The organism is Streptomyces sp. NPDC050433, assembly GCF_044458565.1.
In the GTDB taxonomy this organism is placed as follows: domain Bacteria; phylum Actinomycetota; class Actinomycetes; order Streptomycetales; family Streptomycetaceae; genus Streptomyces.
Window position 1 is genome coordinate 1 of record NZ_JBITIB010000038.1, and the last position, 18,208, is coordinate 18,208.

Consider the following 18,208-nt stretch of genomic DNA (forward strand, 5'->3'; position numbering starts at 1 on the left):
ACCGACACCGGCGCATCCCCACCGACAGCCACCGAACCGACCTGGATCTGACGGCTGACCCTCCGATCGGCCAGCTTCACCGGAACATCCGGCATTCCGAGAGAAATCGCAGTCATCTGCTCAACAACCCCAAGGTGTGGATCGTGGTCCCGAGTTCGGCGGGCTCCAACCATCGAGATTACGGCACCGACTCACCGTCCGAGCACATCGCTGCGCCCAAACCACCCAACGGCTTACGGCCGGGCGCGAAGCGACACCCGGCCGTCAACCTGAAGCCGCTTGGACGGCATGTGATGTTCCACTTCCTACGAAGAGTGACGGGCGCCACCCTTCGTAGGATGCCGCGCGCCACGCTTTCCGCCGCGCCAACTAACTGATCTTGACCGGATTCACCACGTCGGCGATCAGCACCAACAGCGTGAAGCAGATGAAGATCCCCGCCACGACATAGGCGACGGGCATGAGCTTCGCGACGTCGAAAGGCCCCGGGTCCGGCCTCTTGAAGAGGCGGGCGAGTTTGCTCCGTACGGACTCCCACAGCGCCCCGGCCATGTGCCCGCCGTCGAGCGGCAGCAGCGGCAGCATGTTGAAGAGGAACAGCGAGAGATTGAATCCGGCCAGCAGGAACAGCATCATCGCGATCTGGTTCTGCGCCGGGACGTCCAGCGTCATCACCTCGCCGCCGATCCGCGCGGCGCCGACGACGCCCACGGGCGAGTCGTCCTTGCGGTCGCCGTCGGAGAAGGCGGCGTTCCAGAGATCAGGAATCTTGGAGGGCAGCGCGATGATCGACTCGACACCGGTAACGATCATGTCGCCCATGCGGTCGACGGATTCGCCGAAGGAGAGCGGAACGATCTCGGTGGCCGCGGCGAAGCCCAGGTAGCCGGCGGGCACGAACTCCTCGGGGACGACCTCCCCGTCGGCGTTCTTCTTCGCCACCATGTTCTTCGCCAGCGTCGCCTGGAGGACCTGCTCCTTGCCGTCACGTTCGACCGTGATGGTGGCGGGGCCGATCGTCTCCCGGATGAGGTTGGACAGGACGGACCACTTCTCGACGCGTTCTCCGTTGAAGGCGACGATCTTGTCGCCCTCCTTGAGACCGGCGGCGCGGGCCGGCGACACCGGGTCGCCCGCCGCGCACTTCTCGCGCGCCACGTCCTGGGAGATGACGCATTTCTGGACGCCGGCGACCTCGGTGGTCTGGGTCTGGAAGCCGAAGCTCATGGCGACGCCCATGAAGATCACGACCGCGAGGACCAGATTCATGAACGGTCCCGCGAACATCACGATCATGCGCTTCCACGGCTTGCGCGTGTAGAAGAGCCGGGTCTCGTCGCCCTCCTTCAGCTCCTCGAAGGCCGCCGAGCGAGCGTCCTCGATCATGCCGCGCCAGGGCGATGTGGACCGTGCCTCAACACGCCCGTCGGCGCCCGGCGGGAACATCCCGATCATGCGGATGTAGCCGCCGAGCGGGATCGCCTTGATCCCGTACTCGGTCTCGCCCCTGTTGCGCGACCAGATGGTGGGGCCGAAACCGACCATGTACTGGGGCACGCGGATGCCGAAGAGTTTGGCCGTCGAGAGGTGGCCCAGTTCATGCCATGCGATGGAGAAGAGCAGCCCGACGGCGAAGATCGCAATGCCGAGGACTGTCAACAGGATCGTCATGCGCGAGCCTCCGCGGGCTGTTCTTCGGCGAATTTCTCTGCCATTTCGCGGGCCCGGTTGCGTGCCCAGGTCTCCGCTTCGAGGACGTCCGCCATGGTGAGCGAGGTTCCCTTGGCGGGCTGTCCGTGCTCGGCGACGACTTCGGTGACGGTATCCATGATGCCGTTGAACGGCAGGCGTCCCGCCAGAAACGCGTCCACGCACTCCTCGTTGGCGGCGTTGAAGACCGCCGGAGCCGTACCGCCGAGCGATCCGACGTGCCGGGCGAGTCCCACGGACGGGAAGGCCTCGTTGTCGAGCGGGAAGAACTCCCAGGTCGACGCCGTGGACCAGTCGAAGGCGGGTGCGGCGTCCGGCACCCGTACCGGCCAGCCGATGCCCACGGCGATCGGACCGCTCATGTCGGGCGGCGTGGCCTGGGCGAGTGTCGAGCCGTCCGTGAATTCCACCATGGAGTGGACGTACGACTGGGGGTGGACGACGACCTCGATGCGTTCGAAGGGGATGTCGTAGAGGAGATGCGCCTCGATGACCTCCAGCCCCTTGTTGACGAGGGTCGCGGAGTTGATCGTGATGACGGGGCCCATCGCCCAGGTGGGATGCGCGAGGGCGGCGTCCGGGGTGACCTGGGCCAGCTCGGCCCTCGTACGGCCGCGGAAGGGGCCTCCGGAGGCCGTGACGACCAGCTTGCGCACATCGGCGCGGGTGCCCGCCGCGAGGGCCTGGAAGAGCGCGGCGTGCTCGGAGTCGACCGGGATGATCTGCCCCGGCTTGGCGAGCGCCTTGACCAGCGGGCCGCCGACGATCAGCGACTCCTTGTTGGCGAGGGCGAGCGTGCGGCCGGCTTCGAGGGCGGCGAGGGTCGGCGCGAGGCCGATGGATCCGGTGATGCCGTTGAGCACCGTGTGGCACGCGGACGTCGCGAGGTCGGTGGCGGCGTCCGCCCCGGCCAGGATCTCGGGGAACGGCTCGGAGCCGTACTCCGCGCCCAGCGCTTCGCGCAGCGCGGGCACGGCGTCCTCGCGGGCGACCGCGACGGTGCGGACCCGGAGCCGTCGCGCCTGCTCGGCAAGCAGCCCGACCCGCCCGCCTGCGGCGGACAGCGCGGTGACACGGAAGCGGTCGGGGTTGCGCAGGACCAGGTCGATCGCCTGGGTGCCGATGGACCCGGTGGAGCCGAGGACGACGATGTCCCGGCGGCCTTCGGACGCGTCGAAGGCGGTATGGGGGTCGGCGAGAGGGGCTGGACTGTCGCTCATGGCCCCATTCTTGCCGCATCCGGCCACGGCGCGGACAGTGACTGCCGAAAATGGGGCGCGGGGCGGCGCCTCCGGTCGTCCTCCGGGCCCGCCCGTCAGCCTTTCCCGCCCGCCTCGAACTTCTTCCACTGCGCCGCGATGACCTCTTCGGGCACCTTGCCGATGTCCTTGGTGTCCGTGATGTCGGCCCGGAAGGAGAGGGTGGTGGTGCCGGAGCGTACGACGGTGAGGTACTCGTACAGCTTCAGCGTGCCCTTCACGTCCAGGATCGTGAAGCGGTACGCCTGCGCCTCGTCGCCGAGGTCGGGTGCTTTGGCCGGCTCGACCTTCAGGTACTGGCCCTTGGCGACGGCCCGGTTCTCGACGAAGCCGCCCGCGCAGGCCTTGCCGGCGGTGCCGAGGGCCTTCATGACGGCGGTCGCGCCGTCTCCGTTGTAGGAGCGGAGCTGTACGGCGACGGTCGTGCCCACCATCTCCTCGGCGACGTCGACGTTGCGGTGGACCTCGGACGCCGGGTCGAAGGCGGTGGCGCCCTTGGCGAGGCTGACGAGCGGCTGGCAGGTGGTGGGGTCGGCGGTGTAGTCCTCGCCGAGGGGGGCGCCGAGGGTGAACTCTCCGGCGGTGTACCTGCCGATCTTCTCGCCGTCGGTGAAGGCGAGGGCCGTGAGGTCACGCTGGCTGAGGGCGCCGGAGCCGCCGGAGCCCGCGGAACCGCCGGGGTCACCGGATTCGCCTGAGCCGGCCGAGTCGGCTCCGCCTGTGGCATCTCCGGCGCCTCCGGCGGGGGTGGAGGCGGGCGGCTTGCCGTCCGTTCCCGGCTTCTTGGCGCCCTCGTCACCGTCGCTGGTCTCGTCGCCGCCGCAGGCGACCGCCCCGGTCAGTGCTGCGCCCACAAGCGCGAGCGCCGCCGCGCGGCGCAGTCGTGTGCGTCGGCCGCCGGGCCGTCCTTGGTTGCCCGCCCCGAACATGCCTGCCCCAATCGTCTGTTGATGGCGTTCTCGGTCCCGCGTCCTCGGCGGCTTCCCCCGCCGATCGCCCGGTTCACGCCGCGTGTGGTCACGTCGAGGCTCGATTGTGCTGCATGCGGGCCGCCGGGGTCACACGCGAACGGGGCGGGGATGGCGCGACGGGGTGAGACATCTTCGGCGAGTTGCGGCATCCGCATTGACACGACTCACGCGCGGCGCGATTGTGAGAGCGCTCTCAGAAAGGTCTGTACCTGAAGAGTCGCTCCCCTTCCGGTTTCCCCACTCCCGGCTACCGGTTCCGGCTCCCGGCCCTTCAGTCGCACCCGCCTCACCGGCGGCGTCCGTACGTCAGATTCCGCCCCCACTGCCCCCACTGGGATCTACCTGACGAGGAGGAAGCGCGAGTGCCTGCGATACGCAAGCTGCTGGCTTCTCTGGCCGCCGCGGTGGTCTTCACCACCGGATTCACGGCCCTGACCGCCGCGGCCCCGGCCGAGGCCGCCGTTCCCAACACCATTCCGTTCACGGTCACGAACAGCTCAGGCCGTGGCGAACAGGTCTACATCTACAACCTCGGTACGGAGCTCTCGTCCGGCCGCCAGGGCTGGGCCGACTCCAACGGCACCTTCCACGCCTGGCCCGCCGGAGGCAATCCGCCGACCCCGGCGCCCGACGCCTCCATCGCGGGGCCGCCTCCGGGCCAGAGCATGACGATCCAGCTGCCGAAGTTCTCCGGACGGGTCTACTTCTCGTACGGGCAGAAGCTCGACTTCAGACTCACCACCGGTGGCCTCGTGCAGCCCGCCGTGCAGAATCCGAACGACCCGAACAGGAACATCCTCTTCAACTGGTCGGAGTACACGCTCAACGACTCCGGTCTGTGGATCAACAGCACCCAGGTCGACATGTTCTCGGCCCCGTACGCGGTCGGCGTCAAAGGCCCCGACGGCACCACCAAGACAACGGGGCATCTGAAGGCGGGTGGCTACAACGGCTTCTTCAACGCTCTCAGGGGACAGCCGGGCGGTTGGGCCGGTCTGATCCAGACCCGTCCGGACGGCACCGTCCTGCGGGCCCTGGCGCCCGGCCACGGCATCGCGTCGGGCGCTCTGCCCGCGAGTGTCATGAACGACTACATCGACCGGGTGTGGGCGAAGTATGCCAACTCCCCACTCACGGTGACCCCGTTCGCGAATCAGCCGGCCGTCAAGTACGTCGGCAGGGTCTCCGGAAACGTCATGAACTTCACCAACACCTCGGGCGCGGTGGTCACCTCGTTCCAGAAGCCCGACGCGGACAGCATCTTCGGCTGCTACAAACTGCTCGACGCGCCCAACGACCAAGTACGGGGCCCGATTTCACGCACGCTGTGCGCGGGGTTCAACCGCTCCACGCTGCTGATCAACCCCAACCAGCCCGACGCCGGTTCGGCGGACTTCTACAAGGACTCCGTCACCAACCACTACTCCAAGAAGATCCACGAGCAGATGGTCGACGGCAAGGCGTACGGCTTCGCCTTCGACGACGTCGGGGCCCACGAGTCGCTGGTCCACGACGGCGACGCGCGGCAGGCGTACCTCACGCTCGACCCGTTCAACTGAGGCAGCGCTCCGTCACACCCCTGGGCCGCGTCTTCCATAAGGAGGACGCGGCCCTGTGGTTCTCCGTGCGGCCGATGTCCGGTGATGCTTCTTCCGCCCCGTCGGGGCCGCCGGAAGCGCCCGGCCCGGCCTGCGATCCCTCAGTGAATCGGCCGGTGGACGTTGTCCCGTTCGGAGGGCCCCGGCGTGGCGTCGGCGATCCAGGGGCCGTCGCCGCTCGGGTCGATGACGCCTTCCTCCAGCCAGGTATAGGCGCCGGCCAGCACGCCCTTCACGACCTTGCGGTCGATGTCGTCCGTGTTGGACCACAGCCGCGTGAACAGTTCCTCGACACGGATCCGGGACTGTCGGCAGAAGACATCGGCGAGCTGGTACGCCTCGCGGCCGTGCTCTCCCTCGGCGCGCAGCATCTCGGCCCGTACGCACGCCGCGCTCATCGCGAACAGTTCGGCGCCGATGTCCACGACGCGGCCCAGGAAGCCCTGTTTGGTCTCCATCCCGCCCTGCCAGCGCGACATGGCGTAGAAGGTCGAGCGGGCGAGTTTGCGCGACGTACGCTCGACGTAACGCAGGTGCGCGGAGAGATCCAGATGCCCCTTGGGGTGAAACTCCGCGTAGGAGCTCGGCAGTTGACCGGCGCCCGCGACCAGCTTCGGCAGCCAGCGCGCGTAGAAGACGCCCGCCTGCGCCCCGGCCTTCGCCTTGTCGGACAGCGTCTTGTCCGGGTCGATGATGTCGCCGGCCACCGCCAGGTGCGCGTCGACAGCCTCGCGGGCGATGAGCAGATGCATGATCTCGGTGGAGCCCTCGAAGATCCGGTTGATCCGCATGTCGCGCAGGACCTGTTCGGCGGGCACGGCTCGTTCACCGCGGGCCGCCAGCGAATCCGCCGTCTCGAAGCCCCGTCCGCCGCGGATCTGGACCAGTTCGTCGGCCATCAGCCAGCCCATCTCGGAGCCGTACAGCTTGGCCAACGCCGCCTCGATACGGATGTCGTTGCGGTCCTCGTCGGCCATCTGGGACGACAGGTCGACCACGGCCTCCAGCGCGAACGTCGTCGCCGCGATGAACGAGATCTTCTCCCCCACCGCCTCGTGGTGGGCGACGGGCTTGCCCCACTGCTCGCGTGCCGCCGTCCACTCGCGTGCGATCTTGAGGCACCACTTGCCGGCGCCGACGCACATCGCGGGCAGCGAGAGACGGCCCGTGTTGAGCGTGGTGAGAGCGATCTTGAGACCGGCGCCCTCGGGGCCGATACGGTTCGCCGCCGGAACCCGCACCTGGTGGAAACGGGTGACGCCGTTCTCCAGGCCGCGCAGGCCCATGAAGGCGTTGCGGTTCTCCACCGTGATGCCGGGCGAGTCCGCCTCGACGACGAAGGCGGTGATGCCGCCCTTGCGCCCCTCCGACTTCGGTACCCGCGCCATGACGACCAGGAGGTCGGCGACGACGCCGTTGGTCGTCCACAGCTTGACGCCGTCCAGGACGTAGTCGTCGCCGTCGCGCACCGCCGTGGTGGCGAGCCGCGCGGGGTCGGATCCGACGTCGGGCTCGGTCAGCAGGAAGGCGGAGATGTCGGTACGGGCGAGGCGCGGCAGAAAGGTGTCCTTCTGCTCCTGGGTGCCGAACATTTTGAGTGGCTGCGGTACGCCGATCGACTGATGCGCGGAGAGCAGCGCACCGATCGACGCGTTCGCCATGCCGACCAGGGCGAGTGCCTTGTTGTAGTACACCTGGGTGAGGCCGAGGCCGCCGTACTTCCTGTCGATCTTCATGCCGAAAGCGCCGAGTTCCTTGAGGCCGTTGACCACCTCGTCGGGGATGCGCGCCTCGCGCTCGATCCGGGCCCCGTCGATCTGCGTTTCGCAGAACTCGCGCAACGTGGCCAGGAAGGCCTCTCCGCGCCGTACGTCCTCGGCCGGGGGTGCGGGGTGGGGATGGATGAGATCGAGCCGGAAACGGCCGAGGAACAGCTCCTTGGCGAAGCTCGGCTTGCGCCAGCCCTGCTCACGGGCGGCCTCGGCCACCCGTCGTGCTTCACGCTCGGAGACCTTGGGCTCCGGGACCTGGGCCGTGTCGAATGAATCGGATGGAGCGGACATCGGGAACTCACCTCGCCGCGAACGTCGGGTCGATGGGCCCGACCGGCCAAGGCGTTGTCCTGTCGCCCTGGTGGGGAAGGTACCGGCCGGTACTACTCGTCCGTATCTACCCGAATACCGAGGGTGTGGCCAGTCCTGACGCGCACCGTCGGGGCGGCGGGGCGGGGCCTTTACGCATACACGCAGATGGCCGGGACCGCCGCGCGGCGGTCCCGGCCATCACTCCTCAGTACGGATGCGCGCGGCTCGTCCTAGAGGGCGAGGCCCGTGAAGACCATCACGCGCTCATACGTGTAGTCGTCCATCGCGTACTTCACGCCCTCGCGGCCGACGCCGGACTGCTTGACGCCGCCGTACGGCATCTGGTCGGCGCGGTACGACGGGACGTCGCCCACGATCACGCCGCCGACCTCAAGCGCCCGGTGGGCACGGAACGCTGCCTGCACGTCGTGGGTGAACACGCCCGCCTGGAGGCCGTACTTGGAGTCGTTCACCGTGTCGAACGCCGCGTCCTCGCCTTCGGCCTGGCTCAGAGTGAGGACGGGGCCGAATACCTCCTCGCAGGAGATCGTGACGTCCGGCGGGACGTCTGCGAGGACGGTGGGCGCGTACGAGGCACCGTCGCGCTTTCCGCCGGCCAGGAGCCGGGCGCCCGCCCGTACGGCCTCGTCCACCCAGGCCTCGACACGCTTGGCGGCGTCCTCGCTGACGAGGGGGCCGACGTCCGTGGCGTCGTCGGAGGGGTCGCCGGTGACCTGCGCCTCGACGGCGGCGACGATCTTCGGTACGAGGCGCTCGTACAGGGACGCGTCCGCGACGACGCGCTGCACCGAGATGCAGGACTGGCCGCCCTGGTAGTTGGAGAAGGTACCGATCCGGGTCGCCGCCCAGTCGAGATCCTTCTCGCTCGCGTAGTCGGCGAGGACAACTGCCGCACCGTTGCCGCCGAGTTCGAGCGTGCAGTGCTTGCGCGGCACCGAGTCCAAGATGGCGAAGCCGACCTTGTCGGAGCCGGTGAAGGAGATCACCGGCAGCCGCTCGTCCTGGACGAGGGTGGGCATCCGGTCGTTGGAGACGGGCAGCACCGACCAGGCACCGTCCGGCAGCTCGGTCTCGGCGAGCAGTTCGCCGATGAGCAGTCCGGAGAGCGGCGTCGCCGGGGCGGGCTTGAGGATGATCGGCGCGCCAACGGCGATGGCCGGGGCGATCTTGTGGGCGCAGAGATTCAGCGGGAAGTTGAACGGCGCGATGCCGAGGACGACGCCGCGCGGGAAGCGGCGGGTCAGTGCGAGGCGACCGGCACCGCCGAGGTCGGTGTCGAGTCGCTGGGCCTCGCCGCCGTTGAACCTGCGGGACTCCTCGGCCGCGAACCGGAAGACCGAGACGGCGCGGCCCACCTCGCCGCGTGCCCACTTCATGGGCTTGCCGTTCTCGGCGGAGATCAGGCGGGCGATCTCCTCGGTGCGCTCGACGAGACGCCGCGAGACGTGGTCGAGGGCGGCGGCCCTGACGTGCGCGGGCGTCGCGGCGAACTCGTCGCGCACCGCGTACGCGGCGGCGACGGCCTCCTCGACCTGAGCCTCTGTCGGGACGGCGACCTTGCCGACGATCCGGCCGTCCCACGGGGACGTGACGTCGAAGGTCTCCTCACCGGTGGCCCGGCGTCCGGCGAGCCAGAAGGCATGGGTGGCTGCCACAGTTTCGTTCGGCATTGCGAGTCCCGGCCCTTCCGAAGTGGTGGATGTCTCGTCCCACCGTAGGGGCGCGAGGCGTGCACGAGATTTGTCCGAGGTGGAGTGGTGGCAGGCACGGGCTGTGACGCTTTGGCAGACACCACGCGGGTACACCCCCGGACCGACGGGACGGCGCGGACCACCCGCACGTCGACCAGGAGCGGGCATGCGCGGTAAGTGCCGAACACGTCGCGGCAGTTGAGGCGGACAGCGTCGGACCGGCTGATCCTCAGAGCCGGACCACAGGGCAGTACAGCTACGGTCCCGGCGGCGGCGCAGAAGTGGTCTTCAGCGCCAGCCAGAGCTCCATCCGGACGTCCGGGTCGTCGAGCGTGCGGCCCAGGATCTCTTCCACACGGCGCATGCGGTAACGCAGCGTATGCCGGTGAACGCCCAGATCCGCCGCCGCGGCGTCCCATTGGCCGTGGCGGGAGAGCCAGGCCCTGAGAGAGTCCACCAGGTCGCCCCGCCCCTTGGCGTCGTGTTCGTACAGAGCTCGCAGCATGCCGTCGGCGAAGGCGCGCACAGCGTCGTCGGCGAGGAGCGGCAGTAGCGAGCCCGCGGCCATTTCCTCGTGCTCCACCAGCGCGCGGCCCCGACGGCGCGCGACGGACAGCGACTGTTCGGCCTGCTTGTACGCACCCGCCGCCGCGATCGGCCCCGTCGGGGCGGAGAGTCCGATGACGACCCCGGCGGCGTCCGCCTCCTGTTCCTTGTACGACTCACAGGCGGCGGTGACCGCGCCGGCGTCCGCCGCGAGCACGACGAGCCGTTCCTCGCCGTCGGGCACGGCGAGGACCGCCTCCCCGCCATGAGCCGCCGACGCCTCCAGCGAGTCGGTCAGCGACTGGAGCGGATGGTCGGTGGCAGGGTCACGGGGCTCGGACGGCGCCTCGGCCGGTTCCGCGATGAACAGCCGGAACGGGGCGTCCAGCAGCCCCCCGTACAGATCCCCCGCCACCGCCCGCGCGTGGTCGGGCTGTCCTGAGAGCAGCATCCGCAGCACCGCGGAGCCGAGCCGTTGCTCGGCCTCCTGGAGCGCGCGCGACCGCTCCGTCGTGAGGGTCAGGAGGGCCACCGCCGAGTGCACGGCGTACCGCTCCGCCGTGCCCAGCGCCGCCCCTGTACCGACGGCGAGCGCGCCCCGTACGCGCCGACCGGTGCCCAGCGACTGCAACTCGACCCGGTCGTCCGAATCGCCGACCACGGCGCTGGCCGGCGCGGGGCGCTCCCTCAACCGTTCCACTTCGGGCGTGAGGCGGGCGGCGCGGCGTGCGGCCCAGTCGGGCGCGGCGGCGACCACGGCGCCGGTCGCGTCATACAGCGCGGCCCAGCCGTCCACGTACGCGGCAAGGCGGGCGAGCAGCACGGCGGGGCCCTCGGAGAGCGCCGCGCGGGTCAGCTCCCGCTGCGCCTCGAAGCCCGCCGTGACGGCCCGGTACTGATCCGCGGCGATCGCCGCGGAGACAGCCTTGCTGATGGCGAGGAAGGGGGTAGGGCGCGGCACTGCGAGCAGCGGCAGTCCCTCCGCGCGCGCGGCGTCGACCAGGGCGTCCGGAATGTCCTCGTAGTTGACGCCGACGGCGAAGCCGAGCCCGACGACACCGGCGCCCACGAGGCGTCGTACGTAGCGCCGCATGGCCTCGGGGTCCTCGGCGCGCAGCGATACGGCGGTGACGAGCAGCAGTTCGCCGCCGTCCATGTACGGCACGGGGTCCTCCAGCTCGCTGACATGCGCCCAGCGCACCGGCGTATCGAGTCGGTCCTCCCCCGCGCGCACGGTGAGCTTGAGCGCCGAATGCTGGAGGAGCGAGGCGAGCGTGGGCGGCATGGCGGAACGTCGGACCTTCGTGAAGAGGACGAGCGGATGTTTTCGCCGTCCCGTAGTAACGGCGTACTCCAATTCTGCCAGGGTGTACGAGAAGAGGGGATGGGTCCGGAGGCCGGTTTCGCGGGCCGCACGGCCCCGTCCCCCACTCAGGCACCCCGGTGGCTCAGGCACTGCGCTCGCTCAGGTACGAAGGTCCACCAGCATGGGCGGCGTGTGTTCCCCGCCGACCGTGGTCAGTGAGAGCACCGCGTGTCCCGCAGGCAGGGAGTGGGCCAGCTCGGAGGCTGACCAGCGTTCGCGCTCGACCTCCCGCACCGTGACGGCCTGGGCGGTGGCGGCCTTGCCCGTCACCAGCCGCCGCATGAAGTGCAGCGCCTTGGTGAGCGGCTCGTCGGAGATGATCTGCCGGTCGGTGACGTCGCGGGTCTGGACCCACTCGGTGCCCCAGCTCTCCGCGAAGCGCCCGCCGTCCCACGGACCGAGGCCGGAGAACGCCATGCGGCAGCCCACGGCGCCGAGGAGCGGGCCCCGCAGCGGGTCGGGGACGTCTTCCAAGGTGCGCAGCGGGAGGACCACGCCGGCGTTCACCGAGCGCAGTCGCTGGATGGCGCGGACGGAATCGCCCGTCACGGTGTACGTCGCGTCGTCCAGGACGAGGCAGGCGAAGAGCGACCGGTCCGTGCGCGTATGCGCGGCGTCGGTGAACTGGGCGAGGAGGAGCCGGGCGATGATCCGGGATGCCTCGGCGTGGCCCCGTTCGGGCAGGTCGATCCTGACCCTCAGCGGATGCTCGATGGCGCGCAGCGAGAAGGACCGGCCACCGCTGCCATCCGTACGGAAGAAGTCGGCGAAGGCGGGCCGGTCGAGAAAGGCGAGGCGTTCGGCCAGGAGCACGCCGATGTCGTCGCCGCGCGTCGACTGCCGCTCACGGGCGTCGAGCTCGCGCAGTTGGGCGGCTGCGCCGGGGGCGTCGGACTCCTCCAGCGAGGTACGCAGGGCCTGGACGGCCTCAGGGGAACCACCGATCAGCTCCCGCAGTTCCGGGACGGCGGGGAAGTGGCCGTGGACGCTGCGGTACGGACCGATGAGCTGGGCGAGCGCGGTCGCGGCCCTGCGCCTGTCGCCGCCGGGGAGACCGGCCGCCAGATCCCCCACGAGGGCCTCCGACAGCGTCCTGGCGGCCTCGTCGGGGTCGTCGGCGCTCCCGTAGAGGTCGAGGTCGTGGGTGGCGCCTGGGCGGCCGACAGCGATCACGAGGTCGAAGGAGTCGTCAGGGGCGAGCGCCGCCCCGTAGGCGGTGACGGCGACGACGGCGGCGCGGTTGGCGAGCGCCTGGAGGCAGAGCGACTCGACGACGGGGCGGACCAGCCGGACCGTCTTGCCGGAGCCCGCAGGGCCGACGGCGAGCAGCGATGTGCCGAGCAGCCCCGGCTCCAGGGCGACGCCGGTGGTGCGGCGTGCGTACGGGTTGCGGGGATGGTCTGCCGCGGTGCCGATCCTGACCTGCCCGGTGGCGAGGTCATGGTTCGCGGTGCGCAGCGGCAGGTCACGCACACCCGAAGGGTGGGCGCAGGCGGCCGCGCCGTGGGCTCGGACGGTGTCGGTGAAGGCGGGCAGCCGTTCGGGCCGGGCACGGACGCCCTGCCAGGCGCGGCGGATCCGCGCGTAGTCGACATCGCTGAGGGTGCCTCGGTGTACGGCTTCGGCGAGTTTGGCGGCGGCTTCGGTGAGTCCCGCGGCGCGGAGTTCGGGCCACTCCGCAGGGTCGGCCTCGGCAGGGGGTGGCGGGGGCGGTTCGTCCGCGACGGCCATTCCGAGGCGCCTTCGTACGGATGGCCAGGTACCGACGCGCCCGACGACCGCGATCACGGCGGCGGCGAGGAGCACGTAGTAGACGTTAGACAGCCAGGTCAGTCTTTCGTCGTCCGACAACGTGCGCCAAAAGCACACCAGCACGAAGAGCGGCCACAGGGGCACCCCGTAGCGCCGCCAGACCTCGTTCCAGTTGCCGATACGGCCGAAGCCAACGGCGAGCAGGCCGATGACAAGGCCGTAGTAGAGATAGGTAGCCGCGGTGTACAGCCCGATATTCGAGCCATCCCCCCAGCTGTCGGGTGTCAGCCACTGCAGCGGCAGCAGCCACCAATTCTCGCCGAAGAGCCACCACCCTTCCAGGTAGCCGTTCCAGAGCAGTGACCAGACGAGCCAGCCGCACAGGTACGCGACGAGAGCACCGCTGAACAGCTGGCGGGCCGGCACCTGCTCCGGCTCCTCCGGCGGGCGTGGGCGGTGACCGAGGCGCCAGACGCCCGGTTCGGCCTGCGGACGGGGGATCCGCAGCCAGTCGGCCACGGACGCGCCGATGCCCGGCGCGGGCGCGTGCGTCGGCGAGGGTGGCAGCGCCGGGGGAACGGCCGAGACGGGGTGCCCCGACGGGGCCGCGTCCTTGGGCGGGGCGACCGGCGATTCCGAGTGGGCGGCGGGCGGCGGGGCCGGCGGCGGCGTGGGAGGCTCGGGCGGTGGCCCTGCCGGACGTGGCACGGGATTGGCTCGTGTGCCGCGTGAGTCGTGCGTGCCGTCGGTGTTCATGAACCCCTGTCCCCTGACCAGCCAGGTCCGCTCTGTACACGCCTCAATCTAGTGCCCACGTAGGGGGAGTTCACCGTTACGGCCGTACGGAGTGTTGATCGCCCGCCCCCGGCGTGCGCGGGGAGGTACGGCGCGCTCTATGTCCGTGGCGGACAACGACACGCCGTCGACACTCCCGAACGGCGCATGCCCGGCGCCCTCCTCCGCCCCTAGCCTGCGAAGTGAAGGCAGATGCGAGAACGCGAGACACGTAGCGTCCGGAACCACCCCCAGGAGCCCCTCATGACCGCAATCCCGCAGGAGCGGCGCGTCGTCACCGCCATCCCCGGTCCCAAGTCGCTGGAGCTGCAGAACCGCCGTACCGCCACGGTCGCCACCGGCGTGGGGTCCGTGATGCCCGTCTTTGCCGCCCGCGCAAGTGGCGGCGTCGTCGAGGACGTGGACGGCAACAGCTTCATCGACTTCGGGTCCGGCATCGCGGTGACGTCCGTCGGTTCCTCCGCCGAGGCCGTCGTGCGCCGCGCCACTGCCCAGCTCGCCGACTTCACCCACACCTGTTTCATGGTCACCCCGTACGAGGGCTACGTGGAGGTCTGTGAACAGCTCGCCGAGCTGACGCCGGGCGACCACGCCAAGAAGTCCGCGCTGTTCAACTCGGGCGCCGAGGCGGTCGAGAACGCGGTGAAGATCGCCCGCTCGTACACCAAGCGGCAGGCGGTCGTAGTGTTCGACCACGGCTATCACGGCCGCACGAACCTCACGATGGCGCTGACCTCGAAGAACATGCCGTACAAGAACGGCTTCGGCCCGTTCGCCCCGGAGATCTACCGCGTCCCCGTCGCGTACGGCTACCGCTGGCCGACCGGCCCGGAGAACGCGGGCGCCGAGGCCTCCGCACAGGCCATCGACGAGATCAGCAAGCAGGTCGGCGCCGAGAACGTCGCGGCGATCGTCATCGAGCCGCTGCTCGGCGAGGGCGGATTCATCGAGCCGGCGAAGGGCTTCCTGCCCGCCATCGCGAAGTTCGCCAAGGACAACGGCATCGTCTTCGTGGCCGACGAGATCCAGTCCGGTTTCTGCCGCACGGGCCAGTGGTTCGCGTGCGAGGACGAGGGCGTCGTACCCGACCTGATCACCACGGCGAAGGGCATCGCGGGTGGCCTGCCGCTCGCGGCCGTCACGGGCCGCGCCGAGATCATGGACGCCCCGCACTCGGGCGGCCTCGGCGGTACGTACGGTGGAAACCCGGTGGCCTGCGCCGCGGCGCTCGGTGCCATCGAGACGATGCGCGAACTGGATCTCGTCTCGAAGGCCAGGCGCATCGAGGAGATCATGAAGCCTCGTCTCAAGGAGATGGCCGAGAAGTTCGATGTCATCGGCGACGTACGGGGCCGTGGCGCGATGCTCGCGCTCGAACTCGTCAAGGACCGGGACACCAAGGAGCCGAACCCGGAGGCGACGGCCGCTCTCGCCAAGGCGTGCCACATGGAAGGGCTGTTGGTCCTCACCACCGGCACGTACAGCAACGTGCTCCGCTTCCTGCCGCCGCTGGTGATCGGCGAGGACCTCCTTACGGAGGGCCTGGACATCCTGGAGCAGGCGCTCGCCGGACTCTGATCTGACAGGCCCCGCCCCCGGGGCGGGGCCTGTGAAGAAGCTGTGGGAGGCCGATGGCGGGTTCACCTTCCCGCTGTCGGACCTGTCGGCCCTGACGTACGGTTTCGGCAGATGAAAGAAACACCCCGCTCGCAGGAGACTGCGGGCGAAGCCACGGCGGGGCGTCCCCAGCTCCGTCCTGGTCGCGTCATTGGGCGCACTGGAGCATCCAGCTCCGGAATTCCTCACCGATCGGACGGCCGCCCGCCCCAAACCCCCCGGGGCGCGCGGCGACCCGGTCCTGGCGGCCGTCTCGGAACTACCCCCCCTGTTCCGGGGCGGCCGACATTCCCCTCCGGGCCCTTCGGCCCAGTCGGCTCCTTCGGACCCTTCGCTCCTCTCGGGACGTTCGCTCTCTGCGCCGTCCTCTTCGCGCTCGTCACCTGGCAGGTCGCCGCCGGTGGCCCACTCCGTAACTCCGACGAGCGGCTGGGGCGTACGTCCTTCGGACGTGGCCCCGCCGGGCTGACGGAGTTCCTGGCAGATCTCGGCAGCATGGTGGTCGCCCTACCCGTCCTGGCCGTCGCGATCGTGTACGCCGCGTGGCGGGGGCACTGGGCGCGGGCGCTGGCGGTTGTGGCGGCCATGGCCGCCGTTCCGGCACTCGTGATGCCGCTCAAGCTGTGGATCGACCGTACTGGGCCGCTCACGGCGGAGTCCGGCTACTACCCGTCCGGCCACACGGCCACGGCGATGGTCGCCTACTGCGGCGCCGCGCTTCTGCTGCGGCCCCGTACGGGGCTCGGACGGGCGATGCCCGTCGCCGTGGTGCTCAGTGCGGCGACGGGCATCGGACTGGTACTACGGGGCTACCACTGGCCGCTGGACGTCCTCGGCAGCTGGCTGCTCTGCGGCATGGTGCTGGCCCTGCTGGTGGCGGCCCTGCGGTGGATCGACAACCGCGGGGCCGCCGGAACGGAGACGGACGTCCGGTAGCGCGCGGCGAGTTCCCTCGGCTCAGCTTCCGAAGTACGCGTCGAAGTTGCGCGAGAACTCCCACTGGTTGAAGCGGTCCCAGTTGATCGACCAGGTCATCAGCCCGCGCAGCGTGGGCCAGGTGCCGTGCGTCTGGTACGACCCGCAGTTGGTCTTCTTCGTCAGGCAGTCCAGGGCCTTGTTCACCTCCGACGGGGCGGTGTGCCCGTTGCCCGCCTGCGACGACGCCGGGAGACCGATCGCCACCTGGCCCGGATCGAGCGCCGGGAAGACCTTGGTGATGTCGCCGGCCACCGGGAAGCCGGTGAGCAGCATGTCGGTCATCGCGATGTGGAAATCAGCGCCGCCCATCGTGTGGTACTGGTTGTCGAGCCCCATGATCGGGCCGGAGTTGTAGTCCTGGACGTGCAGCAGGGTGAGGTCGTCGCGCAGCGCGTGGATGACGGGGAGGTACGCCCCGGCACGCGGGTCCTGGCCGCCCCAGGGGCCGGAGCCGTAGAACTGGTAGCCGAGCTGTACGAAGAACGTCTCCGGGGCCATCGTGAGCACGAAGTCCACCCCGTACTTGGCCTTGAGGCTCTTCACGGCGGAGATCAGATTGACGATCACGGGGCTCGTGGGGTTGCGGAAGTCGGTGTCGCCGGTATTGAGGGAGAGTGAGTGGCCCTCGAAGTCGATGTCGAGACCGTCGAGACCGTACTCATCGATGATCTTGGATACAGAGCTCACGAAAGCGTCTCGGGCCGCGGTCGAGGCCAGTTGGACCTGGCCGTTCTGGCCGCCGATGGAGATCAGGACCTTCTTGCCCGCGGCCTGCTTGGCCTTGATCGCGGCCTTGAACTCGGCGGTTGTTTCGACGTTCGGGCATTCGGCGACGGGGCACAGGCTGAAGCGGATCTCGCCCGAGGTGACCGATGTCGGTTCACCGAAGGCGAGGTTGATGACGTCCCACGAGGCGGGCACGTCGGACATGCGGGTGTAGCCGGAGCCGTTGGCGAAGCTGGAATGGAGGTAGCCGACGAGGGCGTTGGCGGGGAGGGCGGCCCCGTTGCCGCCGCCTGCCGCCTGGGTGGTGGCGGTGACGGCGGAGGAGAGCGGAGAGCGCCCTGCGGCGTTGGTGGCCGACACCTGGAAACGGTAGGCGGTCGCGGGGCTCAGCCCGGTGACGGTGGTCGACGTGCCGGTGACATCCAGGTCCGGGGCGCCGTCACGGTGCACCGTGTAGCCGGTCGCGCCCGCCACAGGCGACCAGGCGAGGCCGACCGATGACGCGGTGACCGTCGAGGATCTGAGGCCCGCGGGGGCGGCGGGCGGCTGCCCGGTCTCGCCGGCCGGCCCGACGAGGCTGAGGTCGTCCACGTGGTAGGCGGGTGCGCCGTACCAGCCGTTGGTGTACACGGTCACGGCCGTGGTGGCGGGACCTGTGCGGAACGAGGTGGTCAGTTTCTGCCAACTGGGCGCGGACGGGGCCCACGTTGAGACGTCGGTGGTGCCGGTGCCGGAGGCGCCGAGGTAGACGTAACTTCCCTGGACCCAGGCGCTCAGCGTGTACGCCGAGTCGGGTCGGACCGTGACGGTCTGGGTGCATTTCGCGTTGTCGCCGCCCGCCGGGGTGGCCTTCAGCGCGGCCGTGCCGCCGTGCACGGGGGCGCTGACGCTCACGCCGCTGCCGCCCGTGCAACTCCAGTCGGCGAGGCCGGATTCGAAGCCGCCGTTGGTGGCGACGTCGGCGTCGGCCGCACGCGCCGTCTCGGCGGACACGACGAGGCCGCCGGCGGTGAGCACGGCCGCCGCGAGAGCAGCCAGCAGTCTGGAGTACCGAGAAGGTCGTCTGTTGCGTTTCACAACTGCCTCCGGGCATG

The 18,208-nt window shown here is 70.0% G+C and carries 11 protein-coding genes and 1 pseudogene; 3 read left to right on the forward strand and 9 right to left on the reverse strand.

Features of this window, described 5'->3' with window-relative positions; genetic code table 11:
- The 4 genes and pseudogenes from ACIBLA_RS33145 to ACIBLA_RS33160 form a co-directional block, all read right to left on the reverse strand.
- Positions 1 to 116: pseudogene (locus ACIBLA_RS33145) on the reverse strand (4-hydroxy-3-methylbut-2-en-1-yl diphosphate synthase); the annotation flags it as partial.
- Between the two features lie 253 nt (positions 117 to 369).
- Complete coding sequence (locus tag ACIBLA_RS33150; RefSeq protein WP_363246353.1) at positions 370 to 1,671, reverse strand: site-2 protease family protein; 1,302 nt, start codon at positions 1,669 to 1,671, stop codon at positions 370 to 372.
- Complete coding sequence (gene dxr / locus ACIBLA_RS33155) at positions 1,668 to 2,930, reverse strand: 1-deoxy-D-xylulose-5-phosphate reductoisomerase (RefSeq protein WP_399200777.1); 1,263 nt, start codon at positions 2,928 to 2,930, stop codon at positions 1,668 to 1,670. Before dxr ends, ACIBLA_RS33150 begins: the two co-directional genes overlap by 4 nt.
- A gap of 95 nt (positions 2,931 to 3,025) precedes the next feature.
- On the reverse strand, positions 3,026 to 3,823 hold the full coding sequence (locus ACIBLA_RS33160; protein WP_399200778.1) for a hypothetical protein: 798 nt from the start codon (positions 3,821 to 3,823) through the stop codon (positions 3,026 to 3,028).
- A 479-nt stretch (positions 3,824 to 4,302) separates the two neighbouring features.
- On the opposite strand from ACIBLA_RS33160, the gene ACIBLA_RS33165 reads away from it, so the two are divergent.
- A complete protein-coding gene (locus ACIBLA_RS33165) occupies positions 4,303 to 5,499 on the forward strand; it encodes a glycoside hydrolase family 64 protein (RefSeq protein WP_399200779.1) in 1,197 nt (398 codons plus the stop codon).
- Between the two features lie 140 nt (positions 5,500 to 5,639).
- On the opposite strand, the gene ACIBLA_RS33170 is transcribed toward ACIBLA_RS33165, so the two are convergent.
- The 4 genes from ACIBLA_RS33170 to ACIBLA_RS33185 form a co-directional block, all read right to left on the reverse strand.
- Positions 5,640 to 7,601: an acyl-CoA dehydrogenase family protein gene (locus ACIBLA_RS33170; protein WP_399200780.1), complete on the reverse strand. Its 1,962-nt coding sequence runs from the start codon at positions 7,599 to 7,601 to the stop codon at positions 5,640 to 5,642.
- Between the two features lie 251 nt (positions 7,602 to 7,852).
- A complete protein-coding gene (locus tag ACIBLA_RS33175; RefSeq protein WP_363246358.1) occupies positions 7,853 to 9,298 on the reverse strand; it encodes an aldehyde dehydrogenase family protein in 1,446 nt (481 codons plus the stop codon).
- A 292-nt stretch (positions 9,299 to 9,590) separates the two neighbouring features.
- Positions 9,591 to 11,165 carry a PucR family transcriptional regulator gene (locus ACIBLA_RS33180; protein ID WP_399200781.1) on the reverse strand — a complete coding sequence of 525 codons (1,575 nt, stop codon included), beginning with the start codon at positions 11,163 to 11,165 and terminating at the stop codon, positions 9,591 to 9,593.
- Between the two features lie 180 nt (positions 11,166 to 11,345).
- Positions 11,346 to 13,754, reverse strand: coding sequence for an ATP/GTP-binding protein (locus tag ACIBLA_RS33185; protein ID WP_399200782.1), 2,409 nt, complete (start codon positions 13,752 to 13,754; stop codon positions 11,346 to 11,348).
- A 282-nt stretch (positions 13,755 to 14,036) separates the two neighbouring features.
- Here ACIBLA_RS33185 and gabT point away from each other — a divergent pair, with 282 nt between their 5' ends.
- Complete coding sequence (gene gabT / locus ACIBLA_RS33190) at positions 14,037 to 15,371, forward strand: 4-aminobutyrate--2-oxoglutarate transaminase (protein WP_363246348.1); 1,335 nt, start codon at positions 14,037 to 14,039, stop codon at positions 15,369 to 15,371.
- Positions 15,372 to 15,905: 534 nt separating this feature from the next.
- Positions 15,906 to 16,346, forward strand: a complete 441-nt coding sequence (locus tag ACIBLA_RS33195) for a phosphatase PAP2 family protein (protein ID WP_363246347.1) — start codon at positions 15,906 to 15,908, stop codon at positions 16,344 to 16,346.
- A 21-nt stretch (positions 16,347 to 16,367) separates the two neighbouring features.
- Here ACIBLA_RS33195 and ACIBLA_RS33200 read toward each other — a convergent pair whose 3' ends face one another.
- Positions 16,368 to 18,191: a chitinase gene (locus ACIBLA_RS33200; RefSeq protein WP_399200783.1), complete on the reverse strand. Its 1,824-nt coding sequence runs from the start codon at positions 18,189 to 18,191 to the stop codon at positions 16,368 to 16,370.
- Positions 18,192 to 18,208: the final 17 nt, after the last annotated feature.

Excerpts from the sequence above, each read along its gene's own strand:
- ACIBLA_RS33150 (WP_363246353.1), bottom strand. The coding sequence starts at position 1,671 with ATGACGATCCTGTTGACAGTCCTCGGCATTGCGATCTTCGCCGTCGGG.
- dxr (WP_399200777.1), bottom strand. The coding sequence starts at position 2,930 with ATGAGCGACAGTCCAGCCCCTCTCGCCGACCCCCATACCGCCTTCGAC.
- ACIBLA_RS33170 (WP_399200780.1), bottom strand. The coding sequence starts at position 7,601 with ATGTCCGCTCCATCCGATTCATTCGACACGGCCCAGGTCCCGGAGCCC.
- ACIBLA_RS33180 (WP_399200781.1), bottom strand. The coding sequence starts at position 11,165 with ATGCCGCCCACGCTCGCCTCGCTCCTCCAGCATTCGGCGCTCAAGCTC.
- ACIBLA_RS33185 (WP_399200782.1), bottom strand. The coding sequence starts at position 13,754 with ATGAACACCGACGGCACGCACGACTCACGCGGCACACGAGCCAATCCC.
- gabT (WP_363246348.1), top strand. The coding sequence starts at position 14,037 with ATGACCGCAATCCCGCAGGAGCGGCGCGTCGTCACCGCCATCCCCGGT.
- ACIBLA_RS33195 (WP_363246347.1), top strand. The coding sequence starts at position 15,906 with ATGGTGGTCGCCCTACCCGTCCTGGCCGTCGCGATCGTGTACGCCGCG.